We start from the raw sequence: 16,698 nt of genomic DNA on the forward strand, positions 1-16,698 counted from the left end.
GAGGGCTGAATATGTACAGCTTTGACATCGAACGGCCAACCACCCTGGCCGATGCTCTGGCGGCGCTGGCCGACGACGAGGCGCAGGCGCTGGGCGGCGGGCAGACCCTGATCCCGACGCTCAAGCAGCGTCTGGCAAGCCCGTCGAAACTGGTCTGCCTGTCGGGCATCGAAGAGCTCAAGGGTATCAGCCGCGACGGCGACACGCTGACCATTGGCGGCGGCACCACGCATGGCACCATCGCGCGCGAGACGGCGGAGGGCTTTCCCGGTCTTGCGGGGCTGGCTTCGAAGATCGGCGATCCGGCGGTGCGCAATCGCGGCACCATCGGCGGCTCGCTGGCCAACAACGACCCGTCGGCCTGTTATCCGGCGGCGGCCATGGCCTGCGGCGCGACCATCGTGACCAACTCTCGCGAGATCGCGGCGGACGACTATTTTCAGGGCATGTTCGCCACTGCGCTGGAGGAAGGCGAGATTATCACCGCGGTGAAATTCCCGGTGCCCGAGAGCTCGGCCTATATCAAGTTCGAGCAGCCGGCCTCGCGCTTTCCGCTGGTGGGGGTCTTTGTGGCCAAATACGCCGACCGGGTCGGCGTCGGCGTCACCGGCGCCTCGGAAGAGGGCGTATTCCGCTGGACCGAGGCAGAAGCGGCGTTGGGCGGCAATTTCGCCGAAAACGCACTTGAAGGGCTGTCGGTCTCTGGTGACGGCATGATCGGAGATCTGCATGGCACCGGCGCATATCGCGCGCATCTGGTGGGCGTGATGACGCGGCGGGCGGTGGCTGCGGCCCGGTGACCGTCAGGGGCATGAATTGAGAGAGGGGCGGCCCTGACGGGCCACCCCTTGCCGTTGGTTGGAGGTGTCGGGCGGGCGCCTCTGACATGGCCGAGGCTGCGGGGGTGGCGCAATGCGCCATGATCAGAGGCCAATTGGCGATCGCCCGACTGCGCGCCATTGCCGTCCGCGCTGCGCGTATATGGCTCGGATCAGGCCGCTTTCTGGTCCGGACGGCTGAAATTCACCTCGCGGACCACCTGCCAGCGGCCGTCTTCAAAGACGAAATCGATGCTCAGATCGATCATCATGTTCGGGCCACCAACCGGAATCCTGCGCGAGATAAGCACATGGCCACGGTCCCCTGTGACCGTGAGGCTGTGGATTTTCGACCACATGTGATCTTCCGGCGTCTTGTCCCGGAAGGTCTCCTTCAGCAGCGCCATGAAGTCGTTTTTCTCCAGCGTCATCAGGCGGCCGTCGATGCTCAGATCCATGACGACGATGTTGTCATGGTAAATCTTGTCCAGCGTCTCCATGTCAGCGCTGACCCCGGCTTTCATCAGCTCGTCGATCCTTGCGCGCAGAGCGGTTTCAGTTTTTTCGGTCATGATGTTTCCTTCTGGTTCAGGCATATGTGCCGTTGATGGGGGCCTCTTTCATGGGCCCGCGCCGGAAGCTGATGCCCTTGGCAATCCACTCCAGGTTGGGCCGGGAAAACGGAACGTTCGAGATATCGACGATTTGCAGAGCCCCGGTCTCATCGAGGACAAACAGTCCCGGCTCGGCGAAAGGGGCCTCGACATCCATCCCGTTGCGGGGATCCGAGATATAGAGCCCCAGCCTCGCCATCTGCGGGATCGTCAGGCCATAGGCGACGTCGAACCTGGGCGAGACTTTCGCCATCTGCGCGGTCGCCCGGGCTTCGCTGTCGGCCGATACCGCGATCACGTCGACGCCCTGAGCGTTCAGCTCGGGCAAGGCGGCGTTGAGCTCTTGCAAATAGGTCGTGCAAAGCGGGCAGTGCTTGCCGCGATAGACGACAACAAGCATCCATTCAAAGCCCTCGGCGGGCTTGGCAATTTCGCGACGGCGACCGCCGAGCACAGGAAGGTCGATCGCCGGAAATACCGATCCGGCGGCAAGTTTTCCACTGGTCAATTTGGGTGATCCTCTATATGTAACGATCAACACATAAATCGCAGAGCCCGTGAGGGTCAAGGATTATATATTGTCCGTTACAAAAAAATTAGGGCGCCCGCGAACCTTCGATTATGACACGGCCTTGCTGCAAGCGATGGCCGTGTTCTGGGAGAAGGGCTACGATGGGGCGTCGATGCGCGACCTGACCGGCGCGATGGGGATCACGGGGCCGAGCCTCTATGCCGCCTTCGGCGACAAACGTGGGCTCTACCTGAAAACGATCGATCACTATTGCTCGGCCGATGCCTGCACGCCGCTTGTCGTCCTGGAGGGCGAAGAGAACATCGAGCCGGCGCTGCATGGCTTTCTGGTCGAGGTGATCCGGTCGGCGACCGAGCATGAAAGCGGGGCAAAGGGGTGTTTTCTCGCGTCCAGCGTCGTGGCCTCTGTCGGCCAGGTGGACGGGGTGGCCGAACGTGTCGAGGATGCCATTGCCGACACCGAACGCAGATTGACGGCCCGCTTTGAACGAGAGATCGACAAGGGCACCTTGCCGGCAACCTTTCCCGCCCGGGAACGGGCGGCCCTGCTCTTTGACATCAGGCAGGGCTACATGTTTCGCGGGCGCGCGGGGTTGTCGCGCGAGTGTATGTTGAAGGACGTGCCCGAGCGGGTTGCCATGCTGCTTTCGAACTGATCTTCACCCTGGCAGATCTGGGCAGCGCAATCCGGCCGAACGACCCCGTGGCGCCCGCAGCCGTCCGGCCCATGCCACGTCAGGCCATCCGGCGTGCCATATCGAGCATCCGCGCCGAAAAGCCCCATTCGTTGTCATACCAGCCGAAGATCCGCAGCACGCCGCCTAGCGAAACAGAGGTTTCGCGGCCCGCCACCACCAGCGATTCCGGCCGGCCGCGCAGGTCGGTCGAGACAAGCGGCAGGTCGGTATAGCCGAAGAGCGCGGGATCGGCGGCGCGGATCAGCCCGTTCAGCCGCTCGGCCGTGATCGCCGCGCGGGTCTGCACGGTGAGGTCGATGGCCGAGACGCTGGCGGTGGGCACCCGGATGGCGCGGGCCTCGATCCGGCCGGCCAGATGCGGCAGCACCACGCCGATCAGCCGGCCGGCCGAGGTGGTGGTGGGCACCATCGACAGCGCCGCCGCGCGCGAGCGCACCAGATCGCCGCGCGGCGCATCGACGGTGGGCTGCGAACCGGTGTAGCAATGCACTGTCGTCATGTGGCCGCTCTCCACCCCCGCCGCCTCGTCGAGCAGGCGCAGCAGCGGTGCCAGCGCATTGGTGGTGCAGGAGGCGTTGGAGATCACAATCTGATCGCCCAACAGCTCGGTGTTGGCGCCAAGCACGATGGTATCGTCGGTCGCCGGTGAGGGCCCCGAGATCAGGATGCGGCGCGCCCCGGCGGTGCGGCCACGCAGCGCCACCTCGCGGGTCTGGGCCTTGCCGGTGCACTCCATCACGATGTCCACGCCCGTGAGGTCCAGCGCCGAGATATCCGGCGCATGGGTCATCGGCAGGGCGCGGCCGGCCGCATGCAGCGTGCCGTCGCGGCCCTCGGCACCGCCGGGGAAGGGGCCGAAGACGCTGTCGTAGCCGAACAGATAGGCGCAGGTCTCGAGCGGCGCGATGTCGTTGATTCCAACGATCTCGATATCGGGGTGATCGGTCAGGATCATGCGGGTGATGGTGCGGCCGATGCGGCCGAACCCGTTGATGAAGATGCGAAGGGACATGGGCGATCCTGCGGCTTTGGGAGGTCACCGGAAGTGACCTCATTGCGGCGCCAGAGGCAATGGCCCGCGGCGGAAACTTTTGGCCGCGACGCCCGGGCTGCGACCAAATGATACGTAAAACAACGAAATGGTGACTTAAATTTTCACCTCTCAGCGGCTAGGACTGTCGCAATGATCTGACAGCCCATGGGGAGTGGTGCCATGATCCCGGAACTCGGACAATTCGGCCTGGCCCTGGCGCTCGCGCTGGCGGTGGTGCAATCGGTGGTGCCGATGGCAGGTGCGGCCCGCGGCAACCTGGTGTGGATGCGCTCGGCGCAATCGACGGCGCTGGGGCAATTGGTGTTTCTCGCCCTGGCCTTCGGGGCGCTGATGTGGGCCTTCGTGGTCAGCGATTTCACCGTGCGCAACGTGGTCGAGAATTCCAACTCGCTGAAACCCATGTTGTTCAAGGTGGCCGCCACCTGGGGCAGCCACGAGGGTTCGCTGCTGCTCTGGACGCTGATCCTGGCGCTGTTCGGCGCGGGGGTGGCGGTCTTTGGCACCAATATTCCCCATGCCCTGCGGGCGCGGACACTGTCGGTGCAGGCGTGGATTTCGGTCGGCTTCCTGACCTTCATGCTCTTCACCTCGAACCCTTTCGAGCGCATGTTGCCGCCGCCGGTCGACGGCAATGACCTCAATCCGCTGTTGCAGGACATCGGCCTCGCGATGCATCCGCCGCTGCTCTACGTCGGCTACGTGGGCTTTTCCATCGTCTTCAGCTTTGCCGTCGCCGCGCTGATCGAAGGCCGGGTCGATGCCGCCTGGGCGCGCTGGGTGCGTCCCTGGACGCTGGCGGCCTGGATGTCGCTTACCGCCGGCATCGCGCTCGGCTCCTGGTGGGCCTATTACGAGCTTGGCTGGGGTGGCTGGTGGTTCTGGGACCCGGTCGAGAACGTCTCGTTCATGCCCTGGCTACTGGGCACCGCGCTGTTGCATTCCGCCATCGTCACCGAGAAACGCGGCGCCTTCAAGTCCTGGACCATCCTTCTGGCAATCCTCACCTTTTCGCTGTCGCTGCTGGGCACCTTCATCGTCCGCTCGGGGCTGCTGACAAGCGTGCACGCCTTTGCCGTCGATCCCGAGCGCGGGATCTATATCCTCGGGCTGCTGGGCATCTCGATCGGCGGTTCGCTGACCCTCTATGCGGTGCGCGCACCGGCGATGGAGGGCGGCGGGCTGTTTGCGCCGGTCAGCCGCGAAGGCGGTCTTTTGATCAACAACCTACTGCTGGCGGTGGCCACCGGCACGGTGCTCTTCGGAACGCTCTATCCGCTGTTTCTCGAGGCGATCACCGGCGACAAGATCTCGGTTGGCCCGCCGTTCTACAATGCCTCCTTCGTGCCGATCATGCTGCCGCTGGTGTTCGTGATGGGGCTGGGGCCGTTCCTGACCTGGAAGCGGGCCGACCTGAAGGGCGTGCTGCAACGGCTCTGGCTGGCGCTGGCGCTGGCGGCGGTCGCGGCCTTGGTGCTCTGGTATCTGGTGACCGAGGGGCCGGTGCTGGCCGTGCTGGCCTTCGGCCTCGGCATCTGGCTCTTTGTGGCGACGGCGCAGGAATGGGCGTCGCGGATCAAGCTGTTCCGCGCGCCGTTTTCCGAAAGCCTGCGGCGCGCCCGCAATCTGCCACGCGCCAGCCATGGCATGACGCTGGCGCATCTCGGGTTGGCGGTCTGCATCTTCGGCTTTGTCGGCTCCTCGGCCTGGAAGGAAGACCTGATCGTCTTTGCCGAACCGGGTACAGAGGTTCAGGTGGCGGGCTTTGACCTGCGCCTCGAGGGCGTCGAAGAGGTGCCCGGGCCGAATTACACCGCCTTTCGCGCCACCCTGGTGGTAAGCCGCGATGGTGAATTCCTGCAAAACCTCTATCCCGAGCGGCGCAACTACCCGGTGGCGCGCAGCCAGACCACCGAGAGCGCCATTCGCCATTCGCTGGCCGGCGACCTCTATGCCTCGATCGCCGAGCCGGCCTCGCAGACCGCGGGCGAGGCCTGGACGCTTCGGGTGCTGTACGAGCCGCTGGTGAATTTCATCTGGCTCGGCTCTTTCATGCTGGTCCTCGGTGGCGCGCTTTCGCTCAGCGACCGGCGGCTGCGCGTCGGCGCGCCACGCCGGGCCAAGGCGCCCGAGATGGCGCAACCTGCGGAGTAAACGACATGCAACGTATCCTTGTCCTGCTGCCCATCGCGGTGGTTCTGGTGATCGGTGGCTTCTTTGTCTGGGGGCTGAACCCCGAGCGCGACCCCAACGCCATTCCCTCGGTGCTGATCTCGAAACCGGTGCCGGTGTTTGACCTGGCGCCGATCGCCGGGGTCGATGTGCCGGGGCTGGCCAGCGGCGATCTGGCGGCAGGCGAACCGGTGCTGGTCAATGTCTTTGCCTCCTGGTGCGTGCCCTGCCGGGCCGAGCACAAGGTGCTGACACGCCTGGCTGCGCAGGAAGGCTTTCCGCTTTTTGGCATCAATTATAAGGACAAGCCCGAGGATGCGAAGGCATGGCTTGAAGAGTTGGGCAATCCCTATCTGCGCATCGGATCGGATGAGAGCGGCCGTTCCGGGCTGGAATGGGGCATCTCCGGCGTGCCCGAGAGCTTTCTGATCGACGGCACCGGCACCGTGATCTGGCGCTATGTCGGACCGATTGTCACCGAGCAGGCGCAGGACGATCTGCGCCGCGCGCTGGCCGCGACGCGGGAAAGGGCGGCGTCGTGAGGGGGTTGCTTGCCGCGCTGCTGATCGCGCTGGCCGGAATGGCGGCGGCGGTCGAGCCGGATGAGATCCTCGACGACCCGGCACTCGAGGCGCGGGCGCGGGAAATCTCCAAGGATATCCGCTGCGTGGTGTGTCAGAACGAACCGATCGACAGTTCGAACGCCGGGGTGGCGCGCGACCTGCGGCTGCTGATCCGCGAACGGCTGGTGGCCGGCGACAGCGATGACGAGGTGCGGCAGTACCTGGTCGACCGCTACGGCGATTACGTGCTGTTCAAACCGCCTTTCAAGCCGTCGACCTATGCGCTCTGGCTGGCGCCCTTCGTGCTTCTGGGGCTGGGCAGCGTGGCGGCCGGGGCGGCGCTGCGGCGACGCAGCATGCGCGCCGGTGCCGAGGCGCTCAACGCCGAGGACGAGGCGCGCGTGGCCGAGTTGATGGCGCGCTATGACGGCGATCAGAGCAGGAAAGACGACTGAGTGATGACATTCTGGATACCCGCCGCGGCGATGGCGCTTCTGGCCGTTCTGATGATCCTGCTGCCGCTCTGGCGCCGCGATGGCGCTGCGGTGGATCACCGCGAGGGCGCGCTGGCGATCTTTGTCGATCAGCTCAAGGAGATCGACGCCGAACGCGCCCGTGGGCTGATTTCACCGGCCGAGGCCGAGGCCGCGCAGCTCGAGATCAAGCGCCGGATGCTGGCGGTCGGTCGCCTGAAGGGGCGCGGACCGGCACGAACCGGCGGCGCGGCGATGCTGATGGCGCTGGCGGTTCTGGTGCCGCTGCTGGCCGGCGGGGTCTATGTGATGACCGGCGCGCCGGGGGCCGAGAGCCTGCCGTTTGCCGAACGCGCCGAGGAGCGCGCCGACACTCGCGAGATCGTGGAGCTGACCGAACGGCTGCGTGAGCGGCTGACGAGCGACGAGAATGGCGGGCCGACCGAGGGCTGGGAGCTTCTGGCCCAGACCTACATGAGGATGGGCCGATTCGACGCCGCCGCCGAGGCGCTGGGCCGGATCGTCGACCGCGAGGACGCCCATTCCGGCCATCTGACGCAATGGGCCGAGGCGCTGATCGCCGCCAATGACGGCATCATCACCGCCCAGGCCGGAGCAGCGATCGACCGGGCGCTGGACATGGATGTGCTGAACCCGGCTGCGAGCTACTACAAGGCGCAATGGCTGGAGCAGGAAGGCCGCTCGGGCGAGGCCCGCGAGCTGCTGGTGCTGCGGTTGCGGCAGGCAGACGAGGCGCAGCCCTGGATGGAGGTCTTTCTGCGCCAGATCAACCGCCTCGGCAGCGAGACCGGCGCGGCACCCGTGGCGCTCGACGATTTCGTGGTGACCCGCGGCCCCAGCGCCGAGGACGTGGAGGCGGCCCAGGCCATGACCGCAGAAGAACGCGGCGATTTCATCCGCTCGATGGTCAACCGTCTGGCCGAGCGGCTGGAGGACGAACCCGACGATCTCGACGGCTGGCTGCAACTTGGCCGCGCCTATGGCGTTCTAGGCGAGCAGGCGCGGGCCTTGCAGGCCTATCAGGCGGCCGAGGGGCTGCTGGAAGGGCTGGCTGCCAACGATCCGCGGCGGGAGGTCGTGGCCGCCGGACTGGCGGAACACGGCGGATAAGCGGCGCGGCCGGGGTCGGAGCGAGGGGCCAGCCCCTCGCGCTCCCCGCGGTATTTTCGGCAAGAGGAAAGCCCGGGCGGGGGATCACCCGCCGGCCTGTTCGACACTATTCCGTTTGCGAACGAGCTGAGGACGCCGGGCCCATGAGGTTTCGGCCGCGCAGGCGTGGTCTTGCAGGTCCATCGGGCGGTCGAGGAGGCTCTGGTGGGGGGCGCCGGGCCGGCAGAAACCGGCGGACAAGCGGCGCGGCCGGCGTCGGAGCGCGGGGCCAGCCCCGCGCGCTCCCCGTGGTATTTTCGGCAAGAGGAAGGCCCGGGCCGGGCGTCAGCCGCCGGCCTGTTCGATCGCCTCGAAGATCGCTGCTTCGCTGAGGATCTCGGGCAGCGGGATGCCGTTGGGCGCGGCCGGGCCGTAGACTGCGTTGAACGGGATGCCGAAGCGGCCGAAGCTTTCCAGATAGGCCGAGATCGCCGGGTCAGGGCGGGTCCAGTCGGCCTGCATCGGCAGGATGTCTTCGGTCGCAAGTGCCTGCGACACCGGGCCCCGGTCGAGCACCAGCGCTTTGTTGGCCTTGCAGGTCAGGCACCAGTCGGCGGTGACATCGACAAAGACGATCTTGCCGGCGTCCACATGTTCGGCCAGGCGCGTGGTGTCGAAGCTGACCCAGTTGGTGGCGCTCTGGGCGGCCGCGGCCGGGGCGGGATCGCGCAGGGCGGGCAGGGCGACGGTGAGCGCCGCTAGCGCCGCCACGGTGAGCACGCGGCCGGGCAGGCGGCGGAAGGCAAGCGCCACGAGGATCAGCGCCATCAGCGTCGCGGTCAGCGCCGCGGCGGTGAGCCCGGCGACGCCGGTCAGGACAAAGAAAAGCCAGGCGGCGGTCAGTGCCAGAAGGCCCCCCATCACCAGCTTGAGCGCCAGCATCCAGCGGCCGGGCTTCGGCAGCAGCGCCACCACGCCCGGAAACGCTGCGACGGCGAGATAGGGCAGCGCGAGGCCGAAGCCCAGCGCGGTGAAGATCACCGCAATCTCGCGGCCGCCGCCGGACATGGCATAGGCCACCGCGGTGCCGAGAAAGGGCGCCGAACAGGGCGTGGCCAGGACCGCGGCAAAGGCGCCGGTGGTGAAATCGCCCAGCCGCCCGCTGCCGCCGGCGACCGAGAGCCGGGTTTGCAGCGCGGCGGGCAGGGATAGTTCGAACAGGCCGAAGAGGTTGGCGGCGAAGAGCACCAGGATCACGATCATCGTCGAGAGGAACACCGGGCTCTGGAATTGCAGGCCCCAGCCCACCGCGTGGCCCATGGTTTGCAGCCCCCAGGTGACCGCCGCCAGCGCCCAGAAGAAGGTCAGGACGCCCGCCGCCGAGAGCAGGAAGCCGGCCCGCACCCGGGCGCGGCCCTGGTCGGATTTGCGCACCGCCGCGGCGAGCTTGATCGACAGCACCGGCAGCACGCAGGGCATGACATTGAGGATCAGCCCGCCGAGGACCGCGATCAGCGCCATGGCCACCAGGCCCCGCCCGGGCGACGGCGCCGGCGGTGTGCTGCCGCCCAGCTCTGCCGAAATGGTGCCGGCATAGCTGCCGTCGGTCACCGTCAGGCGCAGCGCTTCGGGTGCGCCGTCCAGCGGATAGAGCAGCGGCACCTCGGCCCAGAGCCGGGTGCGGTCGCTGTCGAGGCGCAGATCGGGCTTGCCGAAGATCGCCTCGTCCAGTTCGGGAAAGACATCGGGCGTGCGAAAGCCGTTTGCATGGCGCACCGCGAAGGTCAGCGCCGTGTCGGAGAGATGTGCGGCTTCGATCTCGAGGCCCGAGGCCGCCTCTTCCTCCGGCACCCGCGCCAGGGCGTCGGCAAGGGTTTCGGCGGCGGCGGTGTCGATGCCGGTGCCCTGCGGCAGATCGAGCGTGAGGCTGAAATCCTCGGGGATGCAGATGTCCTTGCAGACCAGAAGCCGAACCTGGGTGGCCAGGCGGGCCGGCTGGCCCGGGCTCTCGAGCGCGACCTGGATCGGAAAGGTCACCGCATCGCCATAGCCGAAATTCTCGATGTCGAAGGCGGTGAAGCGGGTCGGCGCCGGAAACAACAACTCGGTCGAAGCGAGATTGCCGGAAGCCCCCCAGTCGAGCTCCGGCGGCAGGCCGACTTCGCCGGGGCTGCGCCAATAGGTCTTCCAGCCGTCCGCCATTTCGAGCACCAGCCCGGCCGAGAGCGTGCCGGCCTCGGGCGCGACGCCATCCTCGGCGGTGATCAGCCGGGCGGTGAGGGCGGTCGAGCTGTAGGTGTCTGACGTGGCTGCCGCAGCCGCCGTGGGCAAGGCGAGGCTCAGCATTGTCCAGAGGACGGGGGCGAGGCGCATGGGATCTCCTTTGATGAGAGATGTTAGCCGATCTCGCGCCGGTATGCGCCATCCGCCCGATCACGTCGAGGGGGGCAGAAGGTCACTTTGGCGCGAGGCTTCAGCCCCGCGGCATGCGCAGGACGATGTTGCGGCCGCTCTTGACGTAGCTGAGCTGGCCGTCGCCGATCGCCGAGACCCGGCCGCCATCGATCCGGTCACCGACCTTGACCTTCTGGTAGCGGCCATTGGCAAGACGCACCAGCGCCCGGCGGCTGGCCGGTTTGCCATAGACACCGATCAGGTTGACCTTGTGCAGGTTGATGGCGTTCTTTTCGGTCGCGGCCGAGGTCACCGAGGCGCGCGAGGGAATGCTGGGCTGGACGGTGCGCGGCTGAACGGCGGCGGCCTGTTGCACCTCCTCCGCCTCGGTCGAGCGCTGCGCGCGGGTGACCAGGGCGGCGATGTTCGACGGCCGGCGCTGCGGCTGCGGCGAGGCGGCCACTGCCAGGGCGCTGGCCTCGATGTCCTCTTCGGCCGCGATCTTCTCGGCTTCCTGCTCGGGCCGGGGGCGCGGGCGCTTCTGGCGCAGCTCTTCCAGGCTGACGCCGCCCAGGTTGGCGCGCTCGTTCTGTTCGATCAGATCGCCGGGACGGCCGCGTGGTTTGATGCCGGAAAGCGTTTCATCCACCGCGGCCGCGACGTTGAGCCGCGGCGCTGATTCCGGTGCGTCCGCCTCGGGATCGGCCTCGGTTGTGGCGGTCTCTGCGTCGGGCGCTGCGCCGGTGGCGGCCTCGGGGCTGGCCGGCAGGGCGGTCTCGACCGGGGTGCCGGTGCCGGGGCGCTGCGGCGGCTTCAGCGGCGGCGGGCCCTGTACCAGAAGGAAGCCGGCCGGGTGGCGCACCCCTTCGGGGGTGGGCCGGATCAGCCCGTTGTCATCGAAGGTCAGCCCGGCATCGGCGGGATAGGGGTTCACCTGCGAGGGCGGCAGGACGTCGGTCTGCGCCTCGCGGCTGGTGGGGATGGCCACGGCGTCGCCCACCGCGACCGAGGGGTCGATCGAGGCGACATAGACATCGCCCAGAAGGCTCTGGGCGGGCTCATCCGGGGGCAGGGGCGCGCGCTGCCAGATGCCGGTCGCCGCATAGCGCGCTTCGGCCTGTTCCGGGCTCAGCGCCTCAGCTTCGAAAGGCACCGAGAGCCCGTCGACCTGATCCTCGACCAGATCGCGGCTCAGCGCCGGCAGGCCGGCATTCAGGGCTGCGACATTGATGGCGGCCGGATCTTCCGGGTTGATCCGATCGCCGGTTTCGGGCAGGGCAAGCGCGGTTTCGGGCACCGGCTCGACCCGGATCGCGGCCGGCGCATCCGGCGGCGTTGCGGCCTGGGCCGCCGCGCTGTCTTGCGGCAGGTTTTCGGGGGCGGCGGCCGCGGCGACCTGGGTGTCGGGGCTGCGGCGGAAAAAGCCGGCGAGCCCCTCGTCGAGGAAGATCGAGGCCATGGCGGCCACGGCCAGCATGACAAGCAGCAGCGCGGCGGTCAGGAACAGCCCGAGGAACCGCGGCTTGCCGCCCACCTTTTGCTGGCCGCGCGCGCCAAAGACGGTCATCCGCTCGCTCTCGTCCATCACAGCGCTGCCTGGGCCGGCGGCGGGCCGCTTGCCCTTGCCAAAGGCCGGCTTGCGGATATCGGCCGCCGGGTCGGCGGGTTTCAGCGGCTTGCGGCGGCTGGCAAAGCCGACGGATGGTCCGGAAGCCTCGGGCGCGGCCGTGCTTGCGGCGACGGCCAGGGCGGCGGTGGAGCTGGCGGGTTTGCCCTTGTCCGGGCCGGCTGGGTCGGGCTGGGCCTTGGGCCGCATCGAGAACGAGGCGCGGGCCTTGGCGGCAAGTTCCTCGGTTGCATCCTGCGGCTTGGGCGCCGTGCTGGGGCCGGTCGGGGCGTCGGACCGGGCGCTGATCTGTTTCGCCGGGCGCGGGGCCGGGGCATCGCGATGGGCGCGGATGCTGGCAAAACTGGGCGCGGCGGCGCTGTCGCTGGCAGCAGGCGCCTTGGGAGCGGCCGGTTTCGCCTTGGGCGGGGCGGATTTCGGCTTGGCGGTCGGCGCGGGTCGGGGCGCCGGGGCCGGCTTGGCTGCGGGGGGAGCTTCGGGCGGGACCGCCGGTGCCGGTTTCGGTGCGGCCGGTTTCGCCTTTGGCTTGGCGGCCTTGGGTTTCGGCTTGTCTGCTTCCGGTTTCGCCTTCGGCTTCTCGACGACAGGTTTCGCCTTTGGCGCGGCCGCCTCCGGTTTCGGCTCGGTGACCGGGGCAGGGGCTTTCGCGGAAGTTGTTGCCGGCGTTTTCGCCGAGTTCGGCTTGGGCGTGGCCACCGCATCCGCAGCGGGCGTCGGCGCGGCCATCGGTTCCGGTGCGGGCTCGACTTTGGCCGCGGGCTTGGCGTCCGGTTCGGCTTTTGCCGCAGGCGCGGGCTTGTCTTGCGGTGCGGAGCCTTTCGCAAGGTCCGGTTCCGGTTCGGCGGCGGATTTGGCCTCCGGTTCGGCCAAGGGCTCCGGTTTCGGCGGCGTCGGGCGGGCAATCACGGTGATCGGCGCCGCGTCGCCTTCGACCGTCACGCCCGGGGCGAGCGAGGTCAGCGCGGTTTCGGTCGGGCCAAAGAACGGCTCGCGGCCAAAGCCGGCGCCGCTGGCCACCGCCGATACAAATCCCAGCGGGTGAAACCCGTGCGAGGTGGCAAAGCTCTCGGCCTCTTCCAGCGTTTCGCGGGCCACGGCCGCAATATGCAGCTTTCCGTCGCCGGCCTCGTAATCATAAACCAGATCGTCGATCGCATAGGGCGTGGCGCCATCCAGGGCCGATTCGACCGAGGCCACCGGCGAAGTCCCCGCTGCGGGCGCCGGAATGTCGAGAAACCGCACCTGTTCGGTCGGCAGGACAAGCTTGACCTCCGCCGGATCACCGCCCTCTGCCGAGGCGGAATTTCGCAGGTCTGCAAGGGCTTTGGGCAGGTTTTCCGTTTCGGGCGCCACATCGCCGAGCTTGTACCAACGGCCCTCGGTGTCGCCGTCTGCACGGCGCAGAAGGGCGATCCCGTCAAAGGACAGCAACAGTGCAAAATCTGGTTTCATTCGTTCGGCTTTCGCACTCCTTCGCGGGTCGCACAAGTCACGACCGCCTCACCTCGAATTTAGGGCAGCTTCCCGCCGAGAAAACCCTTTGCGCCGCTCCGCCGCCGCTTCTAGATTGGCGGGCACAGGGCGGTCCGGCATCCGCCGTGATGAGTATAACACAAAGGTTCCGCCAATGTTGAGACGTTTGATTGTAAACACTTTTGTTGCCCTGATCGCAACGATTCCCGTGGCCGCGCAAGAAACGCCTGTGGCGCGGCAGATCGTTGTCACCGGCGAAGGCCAGGTGCAGGCCGCGCCGGATATGGCGACGCTGTCGATCGGCGTCGGCCACGAAGCGCCGACCGCGGCCGAGGCGATGGCGGAGGTAAGCGGCACGGTGCAGCAGATCTTCACCCGGCTGACCGAGCTGGGCGTTGCGCCGCGCGACGTGCAGACCGCCTCGCTGCGGATCGATCCGATCTGGCGCGACCGCAACCGCTCGACACCCGAAGAACCGCCGGAGATCGTGGGCTTTCGGGCGCAGAATGACATCACCGTCCGTCTGCGCGACATGGCGCGGCTCGGCGAGGTGATCGGCCTGCTGGTCGAAGACGGGGCCAATCGGCTCTCGGGCGTCAGCTTCGGCGCCCAGAGCCCCGATTTGCACATGACCGAGGCGCGCCGGCTGGCGGTTGTCGACGCGCAGGCCCGCGCGGCGCTTTATGCCAAGACCGCCGGGGTCGAGTTGGGCCCGGTGATCGAGATCGTCGAGCCGGGCAATTCGGGCGGTCCCGGCCCGATGTTTGCCCGCGCCGAGTCGATGTCGGTGGTCGGGGATGTGCCGGTGGCCGGCGGCGAACTGACCTTTTCCGCGCAGGTGCGGATGACCTTTGCGATCACCCGCTGAGGGCGATCAGCGCGCGGCGTCGGGCAGGAAAAACGCATTGCGCTCCATCTGCCCGACCATGCGATAGCCGAGGCCGGGAAAGGCCTCGGTCAGACGGGCCTCGAAGCTGCGTTGCGCCCAGGCCTTTTCGGCCTCGAGCACGAGCAGCGGCCGGCAGGTCTCGATCACCCGCCGGGCGCCCAGAAGAGCCGGCCATTCGTGACCTTCGAGATCGAGATGCAGCACCGAGACGCGGCGCGAGGCATCGACCAGATCATCGATCGGCACCACCGGCACGGCAACCGTCTTGCCGGCGATCTCATCCTCCACCACTCGGGCGCGCGCGGCCATCGGCTGGCCGCTGTCCGAGACGGTCTGAAGATGCAGCGTGCCCGGCGTCTCGCCCACGGCGAGCGGATGCAGCGCGGCGTTGTCGATCCGGTTGAGCCGCAGGGTGATGCGAGCGGCGGCATGGCTGAGCGGCGCGGGCTCGAAGGAATGCACCGTCGCGCCCGGCACCATCACCTGTGACAGTGCGGGCAGGAAGTCGCCGACAAAGGCGCCGCCGGTGACGACATCGCCATCGCGCACCCAGCGCCGCATCAGTTTCAGCGTTTCGGGTTCATAGACGCCGCCAGCCAGCAGCACCCGCGGCACCTCGCGGCGGGCATAGGCATCGGGCAGGCAATAGAACCCGTATTCATTGACGGCGGTGGTATAGCCGAAGTCCGGATCGGCCATGGCGGTCTCGGATCCCTTGGCGGCAATTGTCCTGTGCTGCATCCTGCTTGGCCTCGCTCGGATTTTTGCCGCCAGCATAAGGCCATTGCGGCCCAGTCCAAGACAAATCGCGCCCCGGGGTAAATCGGGGCGCGATCTGTGGCTTGCGGTGGTCAGTCGCGGCTCAGGCCGAGGCGGCCTTGAGCGCCTGATCGAGATCGGCGATCAGATCGTCGGCGTCTTCGATCCCGATCGAGATGCGCACCACGTCGGCTCCGGCGCCCGCCGCCTCCTGCTGTGCCGGGGTGAGCTGGCGGTGGGTGGTCGAGGCCGAGTGGATCACGAGGCTCCGGGTGTCGCCGAGATTGGCAACATGGCTGAACAGCTCCAGCGTATCGACGAATTTGACACAGGCGTCGTAGCCGGCCTTGAGCTTGATGGTGAAGAGGCCACCGGCGCCCTTGGGGCAGAACGCGTCCTTGCGCGCCTTGTAGGGCGAGCTGTCGAGGCCGGCATAGGTAACGCCCGCCACGGCGTCGTGGCTTTCCAGCCATGCGGCGATCTTTTCGGCGTTCTGCACGTGGCGCTCCATGCGCAGCGACAGCGTCTCGATGCCCATCAGCGTGTAATGCGCCGCCTGGGGGTTCAACGTCATGCCGAGATCGCGCAGCCCGATGGCAATGCCGTGGAAGGTGAAGGCCAGCGGCCCGAAGGTCTCGTGGAACTTGAGCCCGTGATAGGCCTCTTCCGGGGCGCTGAGCGACGGGAACTTGTCCGAGGCCGACCAGTCGAACTTGCCGCTGTCGACCACCACGCCGCCGGTGACGGTGCCGTTGCCGGTCAGGTATTTGGTCATCGAATGCACCACCAGCGTCGCGCCATGTTCGATCGGCTTGCAGAGGTAGGGCGTGGCCGAGGTGTTGTCGACGATCAGCGGAATGCCGGCGGCATCGGCCAGTTTCGCGGCAGCGGCGATGTCGGTGATATAGCCGCCGGGGTTGGCGATGCTTTCGCAGAACACCGCGCGGGTGTCGTCATCGATGGCGGTTTCGACGGCGTCCATGTCGTCGAAATCGACGAATTTGGCCATCCAGCCGAAGCGCTTGATGGTCTGGCTGAACTGGGTGATCGAGCCGCCGTAGAGCCGGGTCGAGACCACCACGTTCTTGCCGGGCGCCATCAGCGGAAAGAGTGCCATGATCTGTGCCGCGTGCCCCGAGGAACAGCAGACTGCACCGACGCCGCCCTCGAGCGTGGCGACACGTTCCTGCAAGACCGCGACGGTGGGGTTGGTCAGGCGCGAATAGATATAGCCCACTTCCTGGAGGTTGAAGAGCGCGGCGGCATGTTCGGCATCGCGGAACACATAGGCCGTGGTTTGATAGATCGGCGTCTGCCGCGCGCCGGTCGCCGGATCGGGGCGGGCGCCGGCGTGGATTTGCAGGGTGTCGAAACCGTAGTTCGGGGCGTCGGTCATGTGGTCCTCCGTTGAAATTGCGCGGAAGGTATGCAGTGCGGGGGCGGAAGGCCAGAGGGTATGTAGCGGGAGAATGTCGAGTGTCGGGTTTGCGGACAGAGCGTCATTTCGTGGCGTGTGCTCCTGTGTC

At 67.5% G+C, this 16,698-nt stretch carries 14 protein-coding genes; 7 read left to right on the forward strand and 7 right to left on the reverse strand.

What is annotated here, in order from left to right; genetic code table 11:
• The first annotated feature begins 11 nt into the window (after window positions 1–11).
• Entirely contained in the window at window positions 12–800 is a 789-nt protein-coding gene (locus tag AC0J5K_RS06015) for an FAD binding domain-containing protein (protein WP_274562377.1), read from the forward strand.
• 191 nt (window positions 801–991) lie between these two features.
• Here the strand turns inward: AC0J5K_RS06015 and AC0J5K_RS06020 are convergent, their stop codons facing one another.
• Complete coding sequence (locus tag AC0J5K_RS06020) at window positions 992–1,390, reverse strand: nuclear transport factor 2 family protein (RefSeq protein WP_048532223.1); 399 nt, start codon at window positions 1,388–1,390, stop codon at window positions 992–994.
• A 16-nt stretch (window positions 1,391–1,406) separates the two neighbouring features.
• A complete protein-coding gene (locus AC0J5K_RS06025; RefSeq protein ID WP_211568888.1) occupies window positions 1,407–2,000 on the reverse strand; it encodes a redoxin domain-containing protein in 594 nt (197 codons plus the stop codon).
• Window positions 2,001–2,064: 64 nt separating this feature from the next.
• Between AC0J5K_RS06025 and AC0J5K_RS06030 the strand changes: the two genes are divergently transcribed.
• Window positions 2,065–2,619, forward strand: a complete 555-nt coding sequence (locus AC0J5K_RS06030) for a TetR/AcrR family transcriptional regulator (RefSeq protein ID WP_211568890.1) — start codon at window positions 2,065–2,067, stop codon at window positions 2,617–2,619.
• Between the two features lie 79 nt (window positions 2,620–2,698).
• Here AC0J5K_RS06030 and AC0J5K_RS06035 read toward each other — a convergent pair whose 3' ends face one another.
• Entirely contained in the window at window positions 2,699–3,673 is a 975-nt protein-coding gene (locus AC0J5K_RS06035) for a type I glyceraldehyde-3-phosphate dehydrogenase (RefSeq protein ID WP_074837274.1), read from the reverse strand.
• 201 nt (window positions 3,674–3,874) lie between these two features.
• On the opposite strand from AC0J5K_RS06035, the gene AC0J5K_RS06040 reads away from it, so the two are divergent.
• The 4 genes from AC0J5K_RS06040 to ccmI are packed head-to-tail and all read left to right on the forward strand — an operon-like array spanning window position 3,875 to window position 8,051.
• The gene (locus AC0J5K_RS06040; protein WP_074837275.1) at window positions 3,875–5,866 is read left to right on the forward strand and encodes a heme lyase CcmF/NrfE family subunit; all 1,992 of its coding nucleotides are present in this window, start codon (window positions 3,875–3,877) and stop codon (window positions 5,864–5,866) included.
• A 5-nt stretch (window positions 5,867–5,871) separates the two neighbouring features.
• Entirely contained in the window at window positions 5,872–6,426 is a 555-nt protein-coding gene (locus AC0J5K_RS06045) for a DsbE family thiol:disulfide interchange protein (RefSeq protein ID WP_074837276.1), read from the forward strand.
• Window positions 6,423–6,902 (forward strand): cytochrome c-type biogenesis protein, encoded by a 480-nt coding sequence (locus AC0J5K_RS06050; RefSeq protein ID WP_274562368.1) that lies wholly within the window; start codon window positions 6,423–6,425, stop codon window positions 6,900–6,902. Before AC0J5K_RS06045 ends, AC0J5K_RS06050 begins: the two co-directional genes overlap by 4 nt.
• A gap of 3 nt (window positions 6,903–6,905) precedes the next feature.
• Window positions 6,906–8,051: a c-type cytochrome biogenesis protein CcmI gene (ccmI, locus tag AC0J5K_RS06055; RefSeq protein WP_074837277.1), complete on the forward strand. Its 1,146-nt coding sequence runs from the start codon at window positions 6,906–6,908 to the stop codon at window positions 8,049–8,051.
• Between the two features lie 324 nt (window positions 8,052–8,375).
• Here ccmI and AC0J5K_RS06060 read toward each other — a convergent pair whose 3' ends face one another.
• Together AC0J5K_RS06060 and AC0J5K_RS06065 are read right to left on the reverse strand one after the other, a co-directional pair.
• Window positions 8,376–10,403: a protein-disulfide reductase DsbD family protein gene (locus AC0J5K_RS06060; RefSeq protein WP_274562364.1), complete on the reverse strand. Its 2,028-nt coding sequence runs from the start codon at window positions 10,401–10,403 to the stop codon at window positions 8,376–8,378.
• 100 nt (window positions 10,404–10,503) lie between these two features.
• Entirely contained in the window at window positions 10,504–13,503 is a 3,000-nt protein-coding gene (locus tag AC0J5K_RS06065; RefSeq protein WP_274562362.1) for a hypothetical protein, read from the reverse strand.
• Window positions 13,504–13,753: 250 nt separating this feature from the next.
• Between AC0J5K_RS06065 and AC0J5K_RS06070 the strand changes: the two genes are divergently transcribed.
• On the forward strand, window positions 13,754–14,392 hold the full coding sequence (locus AC0J5K_RS06070) for an SIMPL domain-containing protein (protein ID WP_170850551.1): 639 nt from the start codon (window positions 13,754–13,756) through the stop codon (window positions 14,390–14,392).
• Window positions 14,393–14,398: 6 nt separating this feature from the next.
• Here AC0J5K_RS06070 and AC0J5K_RS06075 read toward each other — a convergent pair whose 3' ends face one another.
• Entirely contained in the window at window positions 14,399–15,154 is a 756-nt protein-coding gene (locus AC0J5K_RS06075; RefSeq protein ID WP_158499035.1) for an FkbM family methyltransferase, read from the reverse strand.
• Window positions 15,155–15,275: 121 nt separating this feature from the next.
• Complete coding sequence (locus tag AC0J5K_RS06080; protein WP_274562356.1) at window positions 15,276–16,568, reverse strand: O-acetylhomoserine aminocarboxypropyltransferase/cysteine synthase family protein; 1,293 nt, start codon at window positions 16,566–16,568, stop codon at window positions 15,276–15,278.
• Window positions 16,569–16,698 lie beyond the last annotated feature (130 nt).

It is taken from the genome of Marinovum sp. E3, from assembly GCF_055755275.1.